Source organism: Arthrobacter sp. UYEF20 (genome assembly GCF_040546335.1).
GTDB lineage: Bacteria > Actinomycetota > Actinomycetes > Actinomycetales > Micrococcaceae > Arthrobacter.
The window spans coordinates 65,122-81,880 of the sequence record NZ_JBEPNP010000015.1; the positions used below are offsets into that span (position 1 = coordinate 65,122).

Sequence of the window (16,759 nt, forward strand, 5' to 3'; positions counted from 1 at the left end):
ACGGGCCGGGGACCGGCCGGGCCTCAGGCCCGGCGGCGTCCGCCGACGATCCGCAGCACGAGCCCCAGTACCAGCAGGACGGCACCGGCCACGGCGGCGGCCAGGATCCACTGGCCGAAACCGGCGGCCGACGCCGCGACGAATTCCCGCTTGAAGATCTCCGCCACGGCATTTCCGCTGGAGGTTCCATCCACTGCCCGTCCGACGGCGTCGGAAGCCAGCTTCCAGACGCCGGCCAGAACCAGCGCACCGGCTCCCGCGCCGGCCAGGACCGTCCACCGGCGCCGGGCTGCAGCAAAGGCCAGGACAAAGGCGATGGCCGCGCCAACCGCCACGGCGTAGCCCATCGGCGCGTAGGCGGATACCTGTTCAATGATCTGGCGCTGGTTGGACTGGCCGATGGTGATCAGCACCTGGTCCGGTGCTTCCAAGGGCAGGCCGGTGGCATCGGCGACCTGCGTCGCCACCAGCCCGACGAGCGGCGCGACGTCCAGGGTCAGGGCGCTGGTGCCGTCCACCTCGGCCGGCAGGGTGTTCGGATCGGCAAAACTGAGCCGGTGGCTCTTGCGGAGGGTTTCAGTCCAGGCCTCGGGGTAGCCGGGCAGCCCGGTCAGCGACTGGGCGGCGTTGTCGAGGACCGGACGGGCCAGTTCGGTGAGGGCTTCCGGGATCCGGTCCGCGCTGAGGCTGTTCACCGCGGCGGCGGCCAGCCGCTGCTGGAACGCGGGATCCGTGCCCAGCGGGCCGGTGAGGGCGACGAAGCCGTCTTCCTGGACGATGTTGCGGTCCACCCACATCGCCGGAACGGCAACAGCCGCCATCAAAAGCCCGATGAGTACTGCCATGGCCGAGACAAAAGTGCGCAAGAGAGAGTCCTAGAAAGTTGTTGGGGGTAGTGCCATCCTACGGGGGCCGCCGTCGGGATGGACAAGGGGGCCATAACGTCGGGCCCCCGTGATAGAGCTATGGATAGAGTTGAACCCGACCAAGACAGGCTGCCGGGCGGTCACGCGCCCCGCAAACGCCTGCCGACAGCGCCCCGGCAAAGGACCACCACGCACATGTACAAGGCAAGCCCCGCCACGGAGTACAGGCATGTCTGAAGACCTCACGGCGGCCACAACGGTCCCGGCCACGGCCGCGGAAACCAGCCCGGACAACCCTTGGCCGCTGCAGCTGCTGTCCCAGAAACTGAAGCTGCACATCGACCGGGCCCCGTCCGCCTGGGTCGAGGGCCAGGTCATCGAATTGAACCGGCGCGGCACCAACGCGTACCTGACCCTGCGGGACATTGATGCCGAGATATCGCTCCCGGCGTCCGTCTGGACCAAGGTGCTCGACCGCCAGGACATCCCGCTGGAACGCGGTTCCCGAGTGGTGGCCCTGCTCAAGGCCGAGTTCTGGCTGAAGACGGGCAGGCTGAACATGTCGGTCAAGGACATCAGGCCGGTGGGGCTCGGTGACCTGCTGGCCCGGATCGAGCGCCTGCGGCACGCCCTGGCGGCGGAAGGCCTGTTCTCCGACGCGCGCAAGAAGAGACTGCCCCTGCTCCCCCACCGGATCGGACTGATCACCGGCCGGGACTCGGACGCCAAAAAAGACGTGCTGCGCAACGCGGCGCTGCGGTGGCCGGCGGTCGAATTCGAGATCCGCGAGGTGGCGGTCCAGGGCAATACCGCCGTCGCTCAGGTGATCGGCGCGCTGCGGGAACTGGACGCCCGCCCGGACGTGGACGTGATCGTCATCGCCCGCGGCGGCGGCGCCTTGGAGGACTTGCTGCCGTTCAGCAACGAGGAACTCATCCGCGCCGTGGCCGATGCGGTCACCCCGGTGGTGAGCGCGATCGGCCACGAGGCGGACCGGCCGATCCTTGACGACGTGGCCGACCTCCGCGCCTCGACTCCCACCGACGCCGCCAAGCGGATCGTTCCGGACGTCGTCGAGGAACTCGCCCGGGTCCGCCAGGCGCGGGACCAGCTCCGGCGCGGAGTCACCCGGCTGGTAGAGCGGGAAACCGACCGGCTGTCCTCGCTGCGTTCCCGCCCGGTGCTGGCGTCCCCCGAGGTCATGGTCGCCGCACGGCACGACGACGTCGAACGGCTCAAGGGCCGGGCGCACGCCGCCATCACCACCGCCGTGGTCCGGTCGGCCGACCAGCTGGTGCACCTCAAGGCCCAGGTGCGCGCGCTGTCGCCGCAGATGACCCTGGACCGCGGCTACGCCGTCGTGCAGCTCGCCGACGGCGGGTCGGCCCCCGGGACCCGGCACCACGTGGTCCGGCATCCCACGGAGGCACCGGCCGGCACCGATCTGACGGTGCGCGTGGCCGGCGGCAGGTTCACCGCACAGTCCACCGGGCACGAGGAGCCCGCCGGGGGCTGATCCGGCGCCACCCCCGCCCGGTCACTTCCGCCCGGGTAACCATTTATCAGAGCAACGCGTCCCCCGCGGACCAAGCAAGGAGCATCACATGGCAGCAGAGAACATGGCAGAGAACAATGGATCACAGAGCACTCCGAACGCCGACATCGAGGGCCTGAGCTACGAGGACGCCCGCGAGCAGCTGGTCGGCGTCGTCGGCAGGCTGGAGACTGGCGGCGCGAGCCTTGAGGAATCCCTGGCGCTGTGGGAGCGGGGCGAAGCCCTGGCCAAACGTTGCGAGGAATGGCTCGAAGGTGCCCGCAAACGCCTGGCCGCCGCCAAGGACCGGGCCGGCCAGGAAAGCTGACCCGGCGCTCCGGCGTCAGGACCGCCCGGCGTCAGGACCGCCCGGCATCAGGACCGCTCGACGAGGTCCCGTTCCAGCGAGACATCGAGGTCCGGAACCGGCCAATCCAGTCTCAGCCCTTCCAACGCTTCCAGCAGCAGCCGCTGGACAGCAATCCGGGCGTACCATTTCTTGTTGGCCGGCACGACGTACCAGGGAGCGATGTCAGTGGTCGTCTTCTCAAACGCCTTTTGGTAAGCGTCCATGTAGTCGCTCCAGAAGGCGCGTTCCTTGAGGTCGGTGCTGCTGTACTTCCACTGCTTGGCCGGGTCATCCAGACGGGCGAGGAGTCGTTCCTTCTGCTCGTCCCGGCTGATGTTCAGCATGACCTTGACGATCTTGGCGCCGGCGGCCGTCTGCCGGGATTCGAATTCGTTGATGGCTTTGTAGCGTCGCTCCAGTTCGTCCGGGCTTGCCCAGCGGTGGACCCGGTGGATCAGGACGTCCTCATAGTGTGACCGGTCAAAGACACCCACCATGCCGGCTGCCGGGACCGCCTTCTCAATCCGCCAGAGGAAGTCATAGGACTTCTCCGCCGGCGTGGGGGCCTTGAAGGACGTCAGCTGGACTCCCTGCGGGTCCATCGCCCCCATGACGTGGTTGACGATTCCGCCCTTGCCGGCGGTGTCCATCGCCTGCAGGATCAGCAGGATGCGCTTGGTGCCGCCGAAGCGCGACTCGGCGAAGAGCTGCTCCTGGAGCCGGGTGAGTTTTCCGTCCAGTTCGGCGAGCAGCGTCTCGCCGTCGGCCTTGTCCCCCGGATAGCCGGGCGTGGAGTCCGGATCCGAGTCCCGGAGCTTGAATCCCTTGCCGACCCGGAGGGTCTCGGACGGGTGACGTTCGAAGTTCACGGCCGCTGTCATGGAAAGCCTCTTTCCCGTTCGTGCAGCCTGTGCGCGGGAAAGTCGCCCGGGCCGCGCTGCTGCCCTCAGGCTAGTTCCCCTTGTACCTGCTCAGGAAGTCCGCCAGGCGTCCGATCGCCTCTTCGATGTCCTTGACGAGCGGGAGCGTGACCATGCGGAAGTGGTCCGGACGGACCCAGTTGAAGGCCCGGCCGTGGGATACCAGGATCTTCTGCTCGCGGAGCAGGTCCAGGACGAACTTCTCGTCGTCCCGGATGCGGTAAACCTCGGGGTCCAGCCGCGGGAAGAGGTACAGCGCGCCGCGGGCCTGCTGGGTGCTGACACCGGGGATCGCGTTCAGCAGCTCGTAGGCCTTGTTCCGCTGCTCCAGAAGCCTGCCCCCGGGCAGGATGAGGTCGTTGATGCTCTGGTAGCCGCCGAGTGCGGTCTGGATGGCATGCTGGGCCGGCACGTTGGCGCACAGGCGCATGTTGGCCAGCAGGTTGATGCCTTCGAGATAGTCCGCGGCGTCGTGCTTGGGACCCGAAATGGCCATCCAGCCGGCCCGGTATCCGCACACCCGGTAGGCCTTGGACAGCCCGCTGAAGGTCAGGCAGAGGACGTCGTCGCCGGTGAGGCTCGCCATGTTCACGTGGACGGCGTCCTCGTAGAGGATCTTCTCGTAGATCTCGTCGGCGAAGAGGACCAGGCCGTGCTTCTCGGCGAGGGCAACGATCTTCTTGAGCGTCTCCTCCGGATACACGGCACCGGTGGGGTTGTTGGGGTTGATGACCACGATGCCCTTGGTCCGCGGGGTGATCTTCGCTTCGAGGTCTTCGAGATCGGGCTGCCAGCCGGAGTCCTCGTCGCAGAGGTAGTGCACCGGCCTGCCGCCGGCCAGGGCCACGGAGGCCGTCCACAAGGGGTAGTCCGGGGTGGGGATGAGGACCTCGTCGCCGGCATCGAGCAGCGCCATGAGCGACATGGTGATGAGTTCGCTGACGCCGTTGCCCAGGTAGATGTCATCGACGTGGATGTTCTGGATCCCGCGCGTCTGGTAGTACTGCGAGACGGCGGTCCGGGCGGAAAAGATGCCCCGGGAGTCGCTGTACCCCTGGGCATGCGGAAGGTGGCGGATCATGTCCACCAGGATCGCGTCCGGCGCTTCAAACCCGAAAGGGGCCGGGTTTCCGATGTTCAGTTTGAGGATCCGGTGACCCTCCGCCTCCATCTGCTGGGCGGCCTGAAGAATCGGTCCACGGATGTCGTAGAGGACATTATGAAGCTTGGTGGACTGCTTGAATTCTGCCATTCATCAAATATGCCATATAGGGGATGTACTTCCCGTGAGACATGTCTCACAGGCGATTCACGCCGCCACAGGCGCGGAACCCGGCACGGAACCGTCACGGCAAGCGCGACGGCGGCCGGCGGCCCCCTTGCGCGTGCCAAGGTGGGTCCGGCAGCCGCCGTCGTGCGTCAGGAAGTCAAAGCAGCCTTACTTGACCAGCCCCTTGTCCTTGAGCCACGCGGCCGCCGCGTCCTTGGGGTTCTGCTTCTGGCTGCCGCTGACGGCTCGGTTGAGGTTGATCAGGTCCTCGGTGGTGAGGATCTTGGACACCGCGTTGAGGGCTTCCTTCGCCTTGTCCGTCATCTTGGACTTGTTGTAGAGCGGAAGCACCTGCTGGGCGATGAAGTTGTCCTTGGGGTCCTCCAGCACCACCAGGTCGTTGTCCGCGATGGACGGGGTGGTGGTGTAGATGTCGGCGACCTGGACCTGGTCCGAGAGCAGGGCCTTGAGCGTGACAGCCCCGCCGCCGTCGCTGAACGGCTCAAGCTTTTTGGGCTCGCAGCCGTAGTTCTTCTTCAGGCCCGGCAGGCCGTAGGCGCGCTCGGCGAAGGTCGCCGGGGCGCCCACCACCAGCTCGCTGCAGACTTTCGCCAGGTCAGCGATGGACTTCAGCTGGTACTTCTCCGCTGTGGCCTTGGTGACCACCATCGCGTCCTTGTCCTCGGCCTGGGCGGGTTCCAGCACGGCCAGGCCCTCCGGCAGCTTGCCCGGCAACGCCTTGTAGATCTCCTCGGCGGACACCTCCGTGGCATCCTTGTTCACATGCAGGAGCAGGTTGCCGCTGTAGTCCGGGATGACGTCCACCGATCCGTCCTGCACGGCCTTGAAGTAGACCTCGCGCGAACCGATGTTCGGCTTGGTGCTCGCCGTGACGCCGGCACCGTTCAGCGCACCGGCGTACACCTCGGCAATGATCTGGCTCTCCGGGAAATCCGCGGAACCGATGACCAGGGCCGCGCCCGAGCCGGACGTGGCTCCGCCCGTGGCGGGGGACGATGACAGCGGATTGGAGGAGCCTCCGCAGGCGGACAGTGCCATGGCCAGGCCTACACCGGCGGCCAGGCCGCCGAATGCGCGCCTGCCGAGTGCGCGTCTGCCGAGTTCTCGTTGGCGGGTTTCCTTCATGACGTACCTCCTTGAACAACAGTCTCCGCGGTTACGGGGTCTGTGAGATCAACCGCAGCCTGCTGGCTCCGGTTTGGCTGAGCAGAGGCTCCCCGTGACAGGAAGAGCCTCTGGAAAAGAGCAAGGACAAGGTCGACGGCGATCGCCAGCGCCGCGATGAGCAGGGAGCCGCCGAGCATCTGGGGGAAGTCGGAGAGGACAAGCCCGTCGAACAGGTAGCGGCCGAGGCCGCCCAGGTTGATGTAGGCCACCACCGAGACGGTGGCGATCACCTGCAGCACACCGGTCCGGAACCCGCCGAACATCACCGGGAGCGCGTTGGGGAATTCGGCCCGGAAGAGCACCTGGAGTTCCGTCATGCCCATGGCCCGGGCGGCGTCCACGACGTTCCGGTCGACGCTGGAGATCCCGGCATAGGTGCCGGCCAGCAGTGGCGGCACCGTCAGGATCACGAGCGCCCAGATCGGCGGCATGAGCCCGATGCCTGCGAGCAGGACAAAGAGCGTCAGCAGGCCGAGGGTGGGGAGGGCGCGGAGGGCGCCGGCGAGGGCCACCACGGCCACCCGCCCGCGTCCGGTGTGCCCCACGTAGAGGCCGATCGGGACCGCAATGGCGGTGGCGATCAGCATGACCAGGCCGGTGTACTGGACGTGCTCAACCAGCCGGGTCGGGATTCCGGCGCTGCCGGACCAGTGTTCAGGATCCGCAAGCCAGGCGAAGGTATCCGTGATGACGTTGCTCATGCGGAGCCGGTCCCTGCCGGTGCCGCAGCCCCGGCCGGTTCTGTGGTCCCGGCACGGCGGGCCGTCGCAGCCCGGCCGGCTTTGTCCGGGCCTGCCCCCGTTCCGGTTGCGGCCCGGGTCCATGGGGTGAGCAGACGCTCCAGCAGCACCAGCACGGCATCCATCAGCAACGCCAGGACGAGGATGGCGATAATGCCCACGATGACCTCGGTGACGAAGTCGCGCTGCAGGCCGGAGGTGAAGAGCATCCCGAGGTTCCCGATGCCCAGCAGCGCGGCGACGCTCACGAGCGAGATGTTGCTGACCGAGACCACCCGCAGCCCGGCAAAGAGCACGGGCAGGGAGAGCGGCAGGTCGATCTGGAGGAAGCGGGCGGCGGGCTTGAAGCCCATGGCCACGGCTGCCTGGCGGAGGTCTTCGTCCACGGAGTCGAAGGCATCCAGCGCGGCGCGGACCAGCAGCGCGACGGCGTAGATGGTCAGGGCCACCACGACGTTGACGGGGTCCAGGATCCTGGTCTGGAGGATGGAGGGCAGGATGATGAAGAGTGCCAGCGAAGGGATCGTGTAGAGCAGCGATGAGGCCGTCACCACTATGGAGCGCAGGGCTCGGTTCTGCCGGGCGAACTGGGCCAGCGGAATCGAGATCAGTAGCCCGAAGATCATCGGCAGCACGGCGAGGACGAGGTGCTGGCCGGCGAGGCTGTAGACCTGCCCGCTGTTGGCCAGGAACCATTCCATCAGAGCGCGCCCTGCCGGACCCGGCGGTCCGATTCGATCACGGCGAGTACTTCGTCGGCCTTGATGACGCCGGCCACCCTGCCGTCCGTGTCCACGGCTACGCCGAGACCAGAGGGCGAGGACAGTGCGGCGTCCAGCGCCCGCCGGAGGGTGTCGCCCTTGTGGAACAGGGACCCGCCGGGGACCATTTCGGCGCCCTTGCCGGGTCCGGCCCAGCCCAGGGGGCGCAGGCCGTCGTCGACCACGAGCCGCCATTCGTCCGAGGAGCTTCCGTCGTGCCGGAGCTCGCCGGGGGTCAGGGTGCTGGCCGGGTGGATGGTGACGCCGTCGGAAGGGCTGAACCCGAGGTGCCGGAAGCCGCGGTCCCGGCCCACGAACGACGCAACGAAGTCGTTCGCCGGGGCCCGCAGGATTTCCTCGGGCGTGGCGTATTGCGCCAGTTTGCCGCCGATGCCGAACACCGCCACCTTGTCGCCGAGGACGGTGGCCTCGTCGATGTCATGCGTGACGAAGACGATGGTCTTCGCCAGGTCGCGCTGGAGCCGGAGGAGCTCCTGCTGGAGTTCATCGCGCACCACCGGGTCCACGGCGCTGAAGGGCTCGTCCATGAGGAGCACGGGAGGGTCGGCCGCCAGGGCCCGGGCCACCCCGACGCGCTGCTGCTGGCCGCCGGACAGCTGGGAGGGAAAGCGTTTGCCCAGCACGGAGGCCAGCCCGACGACGTCGAGCAGTTCCTGGGCGCGCTTCCGCGCATCGGCCTTGGACACCCCGTTGAGCCGGGGGACGGTGGCGATGTTGTCCAGGACGGAACGGTGTGGCATCAGCCCGGAGGACTGCATGACGTAGCCCATGGACCGCCGCAGCTTCGCCGCCGGCACCGAGGTGACATCCTCCCCGCCCACCGTGATGATCCCGGACGTCGGCTCGACCATCCGGTTGATCATCCGCAGCGACGTGGTCTTCCCGCAGCCGGAGGGTCCGACCAAGACCGTGATGGCGCCCTTGTCGATGGACATGGTGAGCTTTTCCACGGCAGCCTGACCGCCCTGGTACTGCTTGGTGACGCTCTGGAACTCGATCATGGCTTCAGCCATTTCCGGGCTTACCTAACTGTTGGCGGCAATATCGGACGGTCCAGCGAACTGATCATATGCACGCTGATTTTTGGCTGTAAAGCGGTAAAACCCAGCGTAGCCAGCGGTACTGACAATTCGATAGAAATAGTCAGCGGCACCGAGGCTACCGTAAGGCTTCGGATCCGCGGGGGTTTCGGATGGGTGCCGCGCCGGAATGCCCTTCCGGCGCGGCCCTGGTGCTTCTCCGTGCCCGGTCAGCGCCCGGTCAGTGCACGGTCAGCGCCCCCGGCGGCGGCCGCCGCCGCCCTTGCCGCCCTTGCCGCTCTTTCCGTCCTGGCCGCTCTTTCCGCCAATGCCGTTGTTGAGTTCGGCTTTTTCGTGCTGATACCGCTCGGCGGCGCGCTGGCTCTGGCCGGCCGCCGCGATCTTCTGGTGCCACTCCCGCGCATAGGCCCTGCGCGCGGCAGCGTCGTGCCGGCGGGCCAGGGCCGAGAGCTCGCGCTGGAGTTTCAGGTAGCGGCCCACCGCCGGTCATCGAGGGTGCCGTCCGCGAGCGCGGCCTGTACAGCGCAGCCGGGTTCGCTGTTGTGGGCACAGTCGGAAAAGCGGCACTGGCCAAAGAGCTCTTCCAGGTCGCCGAAGATTTCCTCCATCCCGTCGTCGGCGTCGAACAGCCCGAAGCCGCGCACTCCCGGGGTGTCCATCAATACCGCGCCGCCCTGCAGCGGCACGAGTTCCCGGGATGTGGTGGTGTGCCTGCCCTTGCCGTCGCCGGTCCGGACTTCCCCGGTTTCCTGCGCGTCGAAGCCGGCGAGTGCGTTGATGAGCGTGGACTTCCCGGCCCCCGACGGCCCCAGCAGCACCAGGGTCCCGCCGGCGGGCAGGTGGGCCAGGAGTTCGTCAAGCCCGTCGCCGTGTTCGGCCGAGGTGGTCACGACGTCGACGCCGGCGGCCTGCAGCACCACCTGCCCGACGACGTCGTCCGCCACCTCCGAGAGGTCCGCCTTCGTGATGATCACGAGCGGCATGGCTCCGGAGTCCCAGGCCGCGACGAGGGTGCGCTCGAGCCGGTTGTGCGTGAGCGGCCGGTCCACCGGAACGACGACGCCCACGATGTCCATGTTGGCGCCGAGCACCTGCGCTTCCGAGGACGCCTCGAAGGCACGCTTGCGGCTCAGTTCCGAGTGGCGCGGCAGGACCCCCACGATGGCGGGCTCCCCCGCATTATTGACGCCGAGCCAGACCCAGTCACCGGTGGCGGGAAGGTCCCCGGCGCGGGGGTAGGGCAGGTGGGCAGTACCCTCCCCGACGGCGACGAGGACGCGGTTGCGGTCCACGCGGATGACCGGCCCGGGCCGGCTCCGCCCGGAACGGGGTTGGCCGCGAAGCGGTCCGCGACGGCAGGGGTGTAGCCGTAGCGGAATGGACCTGCTGAAAGGATGCCGGTTTGGCTGGCGCCCGGGGCGCCTGGACGTGCAGAAGAAGTAGTCAACGAAAACCCTTTGATGGGGCCCCGGTGCACGTGCCGCGCTGCGGGTTGTTGAGGAACCGGGCAGCTGTTGAGGGCTAGGAGGTGCGAAAAGCCGGGGCAGGAATAATGACGTGGCCGTTTGCGCGCGTTGCGCGCAGGTCAATTGCAGTCATCGTCTCCACCTCCCCCGCTCTTGCTACCGGTCTCGCCGGTGCGCCCGGCGGCGTTCCCAGAATAACCCTGCCCGCCCAAGCCTGGCTAGGGAAATCCTCAGGAAAGTCTGCCGTCCAGCGGCCGTTCCCGGTAGAGCCGGAGCGCAACGTCCACGAGCGAGACCTTGTTCAGGCCCTCCAGCTCCGCCAGCGGGATCCAGGCCGCATGGGTGGTGCTGCCGTCCACCTCGTGCCGAAGCTCCCCGCCGGTGATCGTCGCCTCGTAGACGAGCCGCAAGGACTGGAAGTCCCGTTCGCCGCCGTCGATCCGGATCTCGGCGGGCCAGTGCCCGACGTCGACCCCCAGCATGGTGCCGATCTCCGCGCGGTAGCCGGTTTCCTCATAGACCTCCCGGCGGCACCCGTCCACCGGATGCTCGGCCAAGTCCAGGCCGCCGCCCGGCAGGGTCCAGCCTTCCTTGCCGCCCTGTTTCCAGTACGCCAGCAGGATGGCGTCATCACGCACAATGACGGCGTAGGCGGCCGGGCGGGTATCGAAATTCAGGCTCATCCCTCCAGCGTAGTGTCCCGGCGCCGGACCCGGCCGGAGCCCTTCGACGGGCCGCACGGCGCCGGACGGGTTCAGCCGTTTTCGGCCACGAGCCGGAGCACACCGAAGACAGGCTCCTGGTCCAGGACTCGGACATCGCTGATCCCCGCCGCGGCGAGCGCCGAGCGGAACGATTCCTGCAGCCGCGGCACATTCATGCCCAGTCCGCTGCCCAGGATCACCGGCCCGTCAAGGCCGAGCTGCCGGAGGGCCTGCTCGGCAAGCCCTGCCAGATCACGTCCTGCCTGGTCCACGAGTTCCTGGCTCGTGGCGTGGCCGGCATTGGCGGCATCGACCACGAGCCGTGCCCGCTGCGCCCAATACCGGCGGCCCGTTTCCGCGGAGTGGAAGAGCGCGATCAGCTTGTTCGGGTCATCCACCCCGCAGGATGCCAGCAGGGCGGTGGTCAACGCGTCGGGCTCCAGCCCCTGGTTCATCCGGCGCAGGCTGTGGCGGACAGCCTCACGGCCCAGCCAGTAGCCGCTGCCCTCGTCCCCCAGCAGATAGCCCCAGCCGCCGGCGCGGGCCTCCGCGCCCGCACCGTTCCGGCCCCAGGCCGCCGAGCCGGTGCCGGCAATGACGGCAACACCGGTGCTGGCGCCTCCCGCAGCCAGCAACAGGCGGGAGTCGTGGACCACGGTGATTCGGGCGCCGGGCACGTGCGGTGCGATCAGGGCGGCGAGCGCCGCGGCGTCGTCGTCGGTGTCGATGCCTCCGGCCCCGGCGTAGACCTGGGCCACGGCGCCGCCGCCGATCCTGCCGAAGAGTTCCGCGAGGTGGCGTGCTGCCTCCTCGCGGCTGACGTTCTGCACGTTCGAACTGCCCACCGACTCGTCCGCCACGGCGCGGCCGGCTTCGAACCGGACCCCGCGTGTCTTGGTGCCGCCGATATCGAGGCCGATGACGGCGCCGCCCGCGCCGTTCCCGGCCGCGTCCCCGGCTGCGGCGATGGAGTTTGAGGACGAAGGAGCAGAATCCGCCGCCCGCGGGATGTCAGTATTAGTCACCAGAACAGCCTACTGAATCGTCTCCAGGAGTGAGCCATGCCGCACAACCTCTTCGGTACCCGCATCATTGCCGCCCCCATGGCCGGCGGAACCTCCACGCCGGCCTTCGTGCAGGCCGTCCACGAGGCCGGCGGGCTTGGCTTCCTGGCCGCAGGATACAAGACCGTGGCGGCGATGCAGGCGGAGATCCGCACCACCCGGGCGTCCGGGGCCAGGTTTGGGATGAACGTCTTCGTCCCCGACCCTGCCCAGTTGCGGCCGTCCCCGGCCCTGGTGACGCAGCTTGAGGGGTACCGCTCCCGGCTCGAGGCAGACGCCCGCCGGTACGGGGCCGAGCTCCCGCCGCTTCGGCTCGATGACGACGACGCCTGGCAGGGAAAGATCGACGCGCTGCTGGCGGATCCGGTGGAGCTGGTCAGTTTCGCGTTCGGGCTCCCGGGTCCCGATGTGGTGCGCGCCCTCCGGCGGGCCGGCTCCGCGGTCATCGCCACCGTCACCACGCCGGCGGAGGCGCTGGCCGGCGCGGACCAGGGCGTGGATGCACTGGTGGTCCAGCACGCGAGCGCCGGCGCCCATAGCGCTGCCTTCCAGAAGGCCGGCGGAGGCAGCGGCGGCCAGACACTCAGTCAGCAGCGCACGACGGCGGAGCTGGTCACCCAGGTGCGGTCCGCCGTCGGGCTCCCCCTGATCGCCGCCGGGAGCGTAATGGACCGGGACGGGCTCGCGGCCGTGCTGGCTGCCGGAGCAGAGGCAGCGCAGCTGGGCACTGCGTTGCTCCGCTCGGACGAAAGCGGCGCCCGGCAATTGCACAAGGACGCTCTCGCCAGCCCGCATTTCACGGGGACCCGGCTCACGTCCGCTTTCACCGGCCGGAAGGCTCGGGCGCTGGTCAATGAGTTCGTCCGCGACCACACCGACGCCCCCGAGCTGTATCCGGCCGTCCATCACCTCACAGCCCCGCTGCGTGCGGCCGCGGCGGCCGCCGGGGACCCGGAGCGGCTCAACCTCTGGGCCGGCACCGGCTGGCAGCAGGCGAGGCCGGGACCGGTCGCGGGCATCCTGGCCGGGCTGCTTGACCGCGACTGACCGGCCCGGGCCGACGCCGACGTCGCCGGAAACGTGCCGGGATCGCCGTAATTCCCCGGCGATGTCGCGGGCTCCCGGCGAACCCGCGGCAGAAGGGCGGCAGAAGGGCGGAGCGGCTGCAGGGCGGGCACCCGGTGCCTCAGCTGCCCGAGCGCTCCCGCACGAAACCTGCCAGAAGCTCCGGCCCCTCGCTGAGCACGAGTTCGCGGAACAGCCGCACCGGGTCCGGCTCCGCGTCCGCTCCCCCGCGGTGCTGCCGCCAGGCCAGTCCGATCTCGCGGAACGCCAGGCGGGAATCCAGGGCGATCTCCACCCAGCCGAGGTCGCCGGATTCCGCAGCCGGGTGGCGGCCGGGGGCCTGGCCGCCGGGCGGGAGGATACTCACGCCCAGACCGGCCGAGACCAGTCCCCGGGCCGTATGTGTGTCCTGGCTCTCGAAGGCCATCCGGGGCCGGAAGCCCGCTTCCCGGAACAGCGCGTCGGTCAGCGAGCGCATGCCGTAGCCCGGCCCCAGGGCCACGAAGGGCTCCCGCCGGATCTCCTCGAGCCGGGCGCGCCGGCGCATTGCCAGCCGGTGCCGGTGGTGCACCACGAGGCGCAGCGGCTCCCGGTACAGCGAGGCAGAGCCAATCGTCCGGCTTGGCGCCGCGACAGGCGCGGTCAGGGCCACGTCGGCGTCACCCGCGGCGAGTTCAGCCAGGCAGCCGTCCCTCGAGCCCTGGCTCAGGTGGAACGCCGTCTGCGGATGCCGGGCCCGGAAAGCGCTGATGAGCAGCGGCAGCATCGCCTCGCCAAAGGTGTGCTGGAACGTCACCGAGATCCGGCCGCGCACCACCTCGGACTCGTGGCGGACCAGGTCCAGCCCGGCCTGGAACGCGCCCAGCGCCGCCTCGATGTGCGGCATGAGCGCCTTGGCGGCCGGGGTGAGCCGCACCCCGCGGCCGTCGCGGATCAACAGCTCGGCGCCGACAATGGCGCTGGCCCGCGCGATCCCCCGGCTGACCGTCGACTGCGGCAGTCCCAGCACTGCAGCCGCCGCGGTGACGTGCTGGGTGCGCCCGAGCTCTGCCAGCAGCGGCAGCAGCGGCAGCAGCTGCACGAGTTGTTTGTGCTCCACGTCCATGGTCCCGACCTCCGGATTGTTCCACTTCTGACATTGATTATATGCAAATCATGCATTGGAAGCATGCCTTGATGAGGCCTATTCTGGGGAGATGCCACGTTTTCTCCCGCGCCGCAGTTCCACCGCCGCCCGGCCAGGGACGCCGGTCCCGGCCGCCATCGAGGGCGCGGGGTCCGCCGGCGCCGGGACTGCGGCGGGCGCCGGGAACCCGCCCTGGCCAGGACACTCCAAGGGGTCCCGGGCCTACGGAAAAATCCTCGCCGGACTGGCCTTCGCCGGCGTCGCGACCTTCGCCCAGCTGTACTCCACTCAGGCGGTCCTGCCCATCCTCGCGGCAGACCTCCAGATCACGGCGGCCGAGGCCGCGCTGACCATCTCGCTTGCCACCGTGGGGCTCGCGGTGACCGTGCTCCCGTGGTCCTTCCTGGCGGACCGCATCGGCCGGGTCCGCGCCATGGCGTGGGGCATTTCGGCCGCCACCGTGCTGGGGCTCCTGGTCCCGCTGGCCTCAAGTTTCCCGATGCTGCTGGGCCTGCGGATGCTCGAGGGGATGGCGCTCGGCGGGATCCCGGCCATCGCAATCGCCTACCTCAACGAGGAGGTCAACAAGGCCCACGCCGCCCTCGCCGCCGGCAGCTACGTCGCCGGCACCACCCTGGGCGGACTGGCCGGGCGCCTCGTGGCCGGCCCCGTCGGTGAACTGTGGGGCTGGCGGGCCGCCGCCCTGGCCGTCTCCGTGCTTGCCACGGTGGCCGCGGTCCTGTTCCTGGTCCTGGTGCCGAAGGCCCGGGGATTCACGGCCGCGGCGGCCAGCGGCTTCCGCGGTGCGGTCCGCACGCTGGCCGGCCACGGGCGGAACCCACGGCTGCTGGCACTCTACGTCCAGGCGTTCCTGCTGATGGGCGGGTTCGTGGCCGTCTACAACTACCTCGGCTTCCGGCTCTCGGGCGAACCCTTCAGCCTGCCCGCCACGGCCATCAGCCTCATCTTCCTGGCCTACCTCTCCGGGACGGTCTCCGCCCGCTGGTCCGCGGGCCTGACCCTCCGGTTCGGCCGGCGCAACGTCCTGCTCGCGGGCACGGCCCTCATGGTGTGCGGGCTGGCACTGACCCTCACACAGCTGCTGCCGCTCATCCTGCTGGGGCTGCTGGTCTTCACCGGCGGGTTCTTCGCGGCGCACAGCATCGGCGCAGGCTGGACCGGAGTGATCGCCACAACCGGCCGCGCCCAGGCCGCCTCGCTCTACAACCTCGCGTACTACCTCGGCTCCAGCATCATCGGGTGGGCCGGCGGGCTGGTCTTCCAGTCGTTCGGCTGGACCGCTTTGGCCCTGACCGTCATCGGGCTGGCAGGCACGACGGCGGTGATCACCGCCGTCGTGCACTCCTCCCCCGTGAACCCGGCAGCCGTGCACCCGGCAGGCGGGGCGCCGCCGGCAACTGTCAGCGGGTAGCCTCGATGGCCTGCACGAGGTCGGCCACCACGTCCGAGGGATCTTCCAGCCCCACGGAAACGCGCAGCAGGCCCGCGTGCGGCTTGGCGTCGGCGGCCACCGGACGGTGTGTCAGCCCCGCCGGGTGCTGGATGAGGGTGTCGATGCCGCCCAGGGAGACGGCGTGCGTGATCATCCTGACGGCGGACGGAATCCGCTCGGCATGCCCGGCCGTAGCCACCTCGAAGGCCAGGAGCGAACCGGGGCCGGCCATCTGCGTCCCCACCAGGCCCTGCGGATCGCACTCCGGCAGTCCCGGGTAGAAGACCCGCCCCACCAGCCCGTGCTCCGCCAGCGCGACGGCGACCTTCTGGGCGCTGGCCTGCTGGGCGCGCACGCGGACCGGCAGCGTCGCCAGCCCGCGGTGCAGCAGGTAGGCCGGCCAGGGCGTCAGGATGCCGCCGGTCACGGCCCGGATCTGGCGCAGCCTCGTGGTCCACTCGGGCGCCGCGGCAACCACTCCGCCCATCGCGTCGCCGTGCCCGCCGAGGAACTTGGTGGCGCTGTGCAGCACCATGGCGGCGCCGTGCCTGAAGGGCTGCTGGAGGACCGGGCTCGCAAAAGTGTTGTCGACCAAGAGCGGCACGCCGTCCGCCGCAGCGGCCACCCGGGCGATGTCCACGAGTTCCAGGCTGGGATTGGCCGGCGTCTCCAGGATCACCAGGCCGGTGTCCGGGCGGAGGGCGGCATGGACGCCCGCCGGGGTGGTAAACGTGACCTCGTTGCCCAGCACGCCCGAGGCGAGGAGGTAGTCGCTGCCGCCGTACAGCGGCCGCACCGCCACAACGTGCTTTTTGCCGGTGGCCACCACGGCGAGCAGCACGGCGCTCAGCGCCGCCATGCCGGTCGCGAACGCCACCGCCTCCGGGGTGTCCTCCAGCAGCGCGACGCCCTCCTCGAAGCGGGCCACCGTGGGATTCCAGAGGCGCTGGTAGACGGTGCTCTGGCCCTCCGTGTGGGTGCCGCCGGTGGCCATGTGCTCATAGGCCAGGCCGCCGTCGTGCACCGAGGGAAGGGGTGCCGTGGTGGACAGATCGATGGGCACCGCGTGGACGCCCAGTTCCGTGAGGCCGTTCCGGCCGGCGTGGACCGCCAGCGAGTCTTGAGAAAGCACTTTGCTCCTTATGAATATTCACCATTGAATGCGGCAAGTATCTGGCAATAATTCGGGCTT

General features: G+C 69.3%; 15 protein-coding genes and 1 pseudogene. 4 read left to right on the forward strand and 12 right to left on the reverse strand.

The genetic code is table 11. The annotated features are described in order from the left end of the window. Window positions 1–23: 23 nt before the first annotated feature. A complete protein-coding gene (locus ABIB26_RS16395; protein ID WP_354245358.1) occupies window positions 24–866 on the reverse strand; it encodes a hypothetical protein in 843 nt (280 codons plus the stop codon). Between the two features lie 229 nt (window positions 867–1,095). Here ABIB26_RS16395 and xseA point away from each other — a divergent pair, with 229 nt between their 5' ends. Both xseA and ABIB26_RS16405 read left to right on the forward strand, forming a co-directional pair. After that, entirely contained in the window at window positions 1,096–2,382 is a 1,287-nt protein-coding gene (gene xseA, locus ABIB26_RS16400) for an exodeoxyribonuclease VII large subunit (protein ID WP_354245361.1), read from the forward strand. A gap of 103 nt (window positions 2,383–2,485) precedes the next feature. Beyond that, complete coding sequence (locus tag ABIB26_RS16405; protein WP_354245487.1) at window positions 2,486–2,728, forward strand: exodeoxyribonuclease VII small subunit; 243 nt, start codon at window positions 2,486–2,488, stop codon at window positions 2,726–2,728. 47 nt (window positions 2,729–2,775) lie between these two features. Here the strand turns inward: ABIB26_RS16405 and ABIB26_RS16410 are convergent, their stop codons facing one another. The 9 genes and pseudogenes from ABIB26_RS16410 to ABIB26_RS16450 form a co-directional block, all read right to left on the reverse strand. Further along, on the reverse strand, window positions 2,776–3,630 hold the full coding sequence (locus ABIB26_RS16410; protein WP_354245364.1) for a polyphosphate kinase 2 family protein: 855 nt from the start codon (window positions 3,628–3,630) through the stop codon (window positions 2,776–2,778). Window positions 3,631–3,700: 70 nt separating this feature from the next. Further along, window positions 3,701–4,921 (reverse strand): pyridoxal phosphate-dependent aminotransferase, encoded by a 1,221-nt coding sequence (locus ABIB26_RS16415; RefSeq protein WP_354245367.1) that lies wholly within the window; start codon window positions 4,919–4,921, stop codon window positions 3,701–3,703. Window positions 4,922–5,107: 186 nt separating this feature from the next. Next, window positions 5,108–6,085 carry an ABC transporter substrate-binding protein gene (locus ABIB26_RS16420; RefSeq protein WP_354245369.1) on the reverse strand — a complete coding sequence of 326 codons (978 nt, stop codon included), beginning with the start codon at window positions 6,083–6,085 and terminating at the stop codon, window positions 5,108–5,110. Then, window positions 6,082–6,828, reverse strand: coding sequence for an ABC transporter permease (locus ABIB26_RS16425; protein ID WP_354245372.1), 747 nt, complete (start codon window positions 6,826–6,828; stop codon window positions 6,082–6,084). Before ABIB26_RS16425 ends, ABIB26_RS16420 begins: the two co-directional genes overlap by 4 nt. Further along, a complete protein-coding gene (locus ABIB26_RS16430; protein WP_354245375.1) occupies window positions 6,825–7,568 on the reverse strand; it encodes an ABC transporter permease in 744 nt (247 codons plus the stop codon). The genes ABIB26_RS16425 and ABIB26_RS16430 overlap by 4 nt, the downstream gene beginning before the upstream one ends. Further along, complete coding sequence (locus tag ABIB26_RS16435) at window positions 7,568–8,662, reverse strand: ABC transporter ATP-binding protein (protein WP_354245377.1); 1,095 nt, start codon at window positions 8,660–8,662, stop codon at window positions 7,568–7,570. Before ABIB26_RS16435 ends, ABIB26_RS16430 begins: the two co-directional genes overlap by 1 nt. A gap of 258 nt (window positions 8,663–8,920) precedes the next feature. Beyond that, window positions 8,921–10,085 (reverse strand): annotated as a pseudogene (gene rsgA / locus ABIB26_RS16440) (ribosome small subunit-dependent GTPase A). 300 nt (window positions 10,086–10,385) lie between these two features. Beyond that, window positions 10,386–10,838, reverse strand: coding sequence for an NUDIX hydrolase (locus ABIB26_RS16445; RefSeq protein ID WP_354245379.1), 453 nt, complete (start codon window positions 10,836–10,838; stop codon window positions 10,386–10,388). 71 nt (window positions 10,839–10,909) lie between these two features. After that, window positions 10,910–11,827 carry an N-acetylglucosamine kinase gene (locus ABIB26_RS16450; protein WP_354245490.1) on the reverse strand — a complete coding sequence of 306 codons (918 nt, stop codon included), beginning with the start codon at window positions 11,825–11,827 and terminating at the stop codon, window positions 10,910–10,912. A 93-nt stretch (window positions 11,828–11,920) separates the two neighbouring features. Between ABIB26_RS16450 and ABIB26_RS16455 the strand changes: the two genes are divergently transcribed. Further along, a complete protein-coding gene (locus ABIB26_RS16455; protein WP_354245382.1) occupies window positions 11,921–12,970 on the forward strand; it encodes a nitronate monooxygenase in 1,050 nt (349 codons plus the stop codon). 139 nt (window positions 12,971–13,109) lie between these two features. On the opposite strand, the gene ABIB26_RS16460 is transcribed toward ABIB26_RS16455, so the two are convergent. Continuing rightward, entirely contained in the window at window positions 13,110–14,093 is a 984-nt protein-coding gene (locus ABIB26_RS16460; RefSeq protein ID WP_354245384.1) for a LysR substrate-binding domain-containing protein, read from the reverse strand. Window positions 14,094–14,184: 91 nt separating this feature from the next. Here ABIB26_RS16460 and ABIB26_RS16465 point away from each other — a divergent pair, with 91 nt between their 5' ends. After that, window positions 14,185–15,546 carry an MFS transporter gene (locus tag ABIB26_RS16465; protein WP_354245387.1) on the forward strand — a complete coding sequence of 454 codons (1,362 nt, stop codon included), beginning with the start codon at window positions 14,185–14,187 and terminating at the stop codon, window positions 15,544–15,546. On the opposite strand, the gene ABIB26_RS16470 is transcribed toward ABIB26_RS16465, so the two are convergent. Then, window positions 15,536–16,699, reverse strand: coding sequence for a trans-sulfuration enzyme family protein (locus ABIB26_RS16470; RefSeq protein ID WP_354245388.1), 1,164 nt, complete (start codon window positions 16,697–16,699; stop codon window positions 15,536–15,538). The genes ABIB26_RS16465 and ABIB26_RS16470 overlap by 11 nt on opposite strands. Window positions 16,700–16,759: the final 60 nt, after the last annotated feature.